This is a genomic window from Homoserinimonas sp., assembly GCF_056262345.1.
In genome coordinates this window covers 1-3268 of sequence record NZ_JBACFR010000091.1, presented here as the reverse complement: position 1 = coordinate 3268, position 3268 = coordinate 1, and the positions used below count along the sequence as shown (strand labels likewise).

Annotated in this window: 5 protein-coding genes; 3 read left to right on the top strand and 2 right to left on the bottom strand. The window is 64.8% G+C overall.

Features of this window, described 5'->3' with window-relative positions; all coding sequences use genetic code 11:
• The coding region (locus AC062T_RS04715; RefSeq protein WP_476027871.1) for a CorA family divalent cation transporter at nt 1-300 on the top strand (300 nt) is incomplete at its 5' end.
• A gap of 144 nt (nt 301-444) precedes the next feature.
• Nucleotides 445-831: a DUF7882 family protein gene (locus AC062T_RS04710; RefSeq protein WP_476027869.1), complete on the top strand. Its 387-nt coding sequence runs from the start codon at nt 445-447 to the stop codon at nt 829-831.
• A gap of 19 nt (nt 832-850) precedes the next feature.
• On the opposite strand, the gene AC062T_RS04705 is transcribed toward AC062T_RS04710, so the two are convergent.
• Both AC062T_RS04705 and AC062T_RS04700 read right to left on the bottom strand, forming a co-directional pair.
• Nucleotides 851-1189, bottom strand: a complete 339-nt coding sequence (locus AC062T_RS04705; RefSeq protein WP_476027867.1) for a hypothetical protein — start codon at nt 1187-1189, stop codon at nt 851-853.
• 284 nt (nt 1190-1473) lie between these two features.
• Complete coding sequence (locus AC062T_RS04700) at nt 1474-2145, bottom strand: winged helix-turn-helix transcriptional regulator (protein ID WP_476027865.1); 672 nt, start codon at nt 2143-2145, stop codon at nt 1474-1476.
• 169 nt (nt 2146-2314) lie between these two features.
• On the opposite strand from AC062T_RS04700, the gene AC062T_RS04695 reads away from it, so the two are divergent.
• A complete protein-coding gene (locus AC062T_RS04695; RefSeq protein ID WP_476027863.1) occupies nt 2315-3199 on the top strand; it encodes a class I SAM-dependent methyltransferase in 885 nt (294 codons plus the stop codon).
• Nucleotides 3200-3268: the final 69 nt, after the last annotated feature.

Here is a 3268-nt window from a genome sequence, read left to right as displayed (position 1 = left end):
ACCCTCACTACCCAGCGGCAGAACGACGAGATGCGCCTGCTCTCCCAGGCGAGCCTCGACCAGAACGAAGAGACTCGAAAGCTTACGGAGCACTCCCTCGCCCAGAGCGAGGAAGTCAAGAAGATCTCGTCGTGGGCGGCCATTCTCTTTGCGCCCACGCTCATCGGCACCATTTATGGGATGAACTTCACATACATGCCGGAACTCGATTGGCTGTGGGGCTACCCGCTCGCCGTCGCGGGAATGGTAGCGATGGGCGCCGCTCTCTATGTGATCTTCAAGCGGCGCCACTGGCTATAGGCCCAGCCGACCCCACCCGCATCCGCGTCATCCTGGCGCTGCGCGGCGGCGAGCTGTCGGTGACCGAGCCAGTGCGAACGCTGCGCACCCTGCCGAAACGGAGGTAACCGTCACACAATAGGACGGGCTGACGAGGAGGATTCAATGGGAACGCTTCAATACGACGGCGTATTAGTAGAGTTCGATGACCGCTTGCTGGCACACCTTCAGATCGTGATCGTGCAAAAGATTCGACGAGGCGAGAGCTTTCTCATGTCGTGGCGCGACTCGCTGGAGACAGGGAGCGGGCACAGCGCGATCTGGATTCACCCCAGTCAGAACCTATTCTTCAAGTTCGCGGGCAGCCGTAACCCCACGATCAACCAGGAATGGCTCGAGCAGCTCTTGCTCTCGGCGAATAGCTCGCGTGGGCTCCTGGTGATGCGCGAAGGCAGCGCAGAGAATCCTCCGACCGGAGATGACATCGCCACCGCGACCACGATGCGCCGCGGCACCAGCCAGCCGCACGCCAAGGCCGATCCTCTGGCGTAGTCGACCATCAACGCGCCGCTTATCCTTCGGTGAACCGCTGGAACTCCACGACGTCCTCCTCACTGAGAGGCTCACCTTGCTCCGCCTGGAGGAGAGCGAGCGCCCGACTGTTCATGTACCCCACCACATCAGAGTTCTCTGGCTCTTTAAAGACTTCGTCAGCCGTCTCGGTCATGAGCGATGCGCCGTCGTTCAGCACGAGCGTGGCCTCTACAGCATGGCCGTCTGGCCCGATGGCGTTGAGAGTGACCGTGTCTGCACGCCCACGATCGGCCAGAAGCGCCGCGTAGTTCGTTAGCGCATCAGCAGCGTCATCGCCGATGAATAGCGACTTGTCTCCAAAGCTCAGGTGTTTCACAACGTGCCTCCTTCTGGGCGCTAGCCGGGCTTTTCGCAGCCAAGCCATTCCAACCATCCTGCTCTCGCGCTGCCGAAATACCAGGGGCTTGACTCAGCGGTGCACCAGATACTGGGGCGCTCGTCCCTACTCGGTGGGCTTGCGTCTAGCGCTCCTCCCACCCTCCCCAAGTTCCCGTTCGAGGTCGCTCTTCCGCGCCCAGGTCACGGTCATGCGACGGATTAGCACCGACTTCCCCAACGAGGGGATCTCGCTGAAGTCGATCAATGAGTACGTGGGTGGCGTCACTCCACCGTGGCCAGCGCGAAGACCGAGGTACCCACCCAGCGGGGAACGTCACGGCGCACATCCGCCGGCGCCACCAGCGTGAGGTCGCCGACGGCGAGCGCCGCCTCCCAGGAGACGTCGCCACGCCAGACGCGCACCAGGGTGCGCAACTTGCCCACCAGCGTGGCAACCACGTCATATCCGGGATCGAAGTCGCAGATCTCGAAGTGGTCTTCGGAGGCGACGATCCACCAGTGCGACGCGACGCCGCTCGCATCGAAGAGGCGCACCTCGAGAGTCGTGCGCTGCCGCGGCCACTCACTGATCGGCATGGTGCGTTGCATGTCCCAGAAGAGCAGGTGCGGGTCGAGATCCTGATCGCCGAGTTCGCCGATCCAGCGCATCCCCCAGGCGCTCAGGGACTCGACGAGCGGTCGCAACTCCTCGCCCGCCTTGGTCAGCGAGTACGAGGTGCGGCTCGCCTGGACTTCGCGCCGCACGACCCCGACCCTCTCGAGGCTGCGCAGACGCTTGGAGAGCAACGCAGGCGACATCCGCGGCACCCCGCGCCTCAGGTCGTTGTAGTGCCGACTGCCAAGGAGCATCTCTCTCACGATGAGAATGGTCCAGCGCTCGTCGAGCACCTCCATGGCCTTCGCAACCGGGCAGAACTGTCCGTATGACGTCATGCCGTCTCCCGTCCACCACAGGTCTACGCCCTGAGCCGCTCGATGGCCAGTACAGATTCTGTATCGCGACCGCTACAGACCGCGCACTGGATCGGGCTCACCGCGCGGAGCATCGTTACGGCTAACGAAGCGGCCCGAACTACGGGCCGCGCGAGAGAAGGAGAAGGCCATGAGCATCACCGACACCAGTGCGCCGGACGAAGCCGACCGTGCACTGAAAAGCCGACACCGCGCCATGTGGGCGCTCGGCGACTACGCCACGGTCGTCGACCGGATCGTGCATCCGCTCGGCCCTGAACTCGTGAAACTGGCGAGGGTCGGCGCCCACGATACGGTGCTCGACGTGGCGGCGGGCACGGGGAGCGCCGCGATACCCGCCGCTCGCCTCGGCGCGAGGGTGACCGCCTCCGACCTCACCCCGGAACTGCTGGCGGTCGGAAGGGAACGGGCGGGCGCCCTGCCGATCGACTGGGTCGAAGCCGATGCCGAGAGGCTTCCGTTTGCGACAGCATCTTTCGATGTTGTGCTGTCGTCGATCGGCGTGATGTTCGCCCCGCATCATCGCGTTGCGGCCGATGAACTGCGTCGCGTCTGCCACGCCGGCGGCATGATCGGACTCTCGAGCTGGACTCCCGAAGGCTTTATCGGTCAGCTCTTCGCCACCATGAAGCCCTTCGCCCCCGCCCCGCCTCCCGGAGCGGAGCCCCCGCCGGCGTGGGGGTCGCCAGCCCACCTCGACGACCTCTTCGGGGGCAGGGTCGAGACCCTGCTGCAGGAGCGGCGGATGCTCGAGGTCACAGCATTTGAGGGACCCGAAGACTTCCGCCACTTCTTTCGCGAGAACTACGGCCCGACCATCGCCGTGTACCGCTCGCTCCAAGGCGATGTGGGAGCGATGGAGGCGTTGGACGAGGCGCTTGACGGCCTCGCCCGCGATCACACTGACGGCACGGGACGCATGCAGTGGGAGTACCTCGTGACGGTCACGCGCAATGCGGAGGCCACCACGGGGCACCACTCCCCCGGCAGTACGGGGATTACTCCCGTGGGCTGATGCCTCCCGCGGCCGCCCCTCGTAGCGTCGAGGCACATCCCCTTCGGCGAACGGACCAGCCATGACCGC

Bases quoted from the DNA above. Each gene is read 5' to 3' on its own strand.
- AC062T_RS04710 (WP_476027869.1), top strand. From the start codon at position 445: ATGGGAACGCTTCAATACGACGGCGTATTAGTAGAGTTCGATGACCGC.
- AC062T_RS04700 (WP_476027865.1), bottom strand. From the start codon at position 2,145: ATGACGTCATACGGACAGTTCTGCCCGGTTGCGAAGGCCATGGAGGTG.
- AC062T_RS04695 (WP_476027863.1), top strand. From the start codon at position 2,315: ATGAGCATCACCGACACCAGTGCGCCGGACGAAGCCGACCGTGCACTG.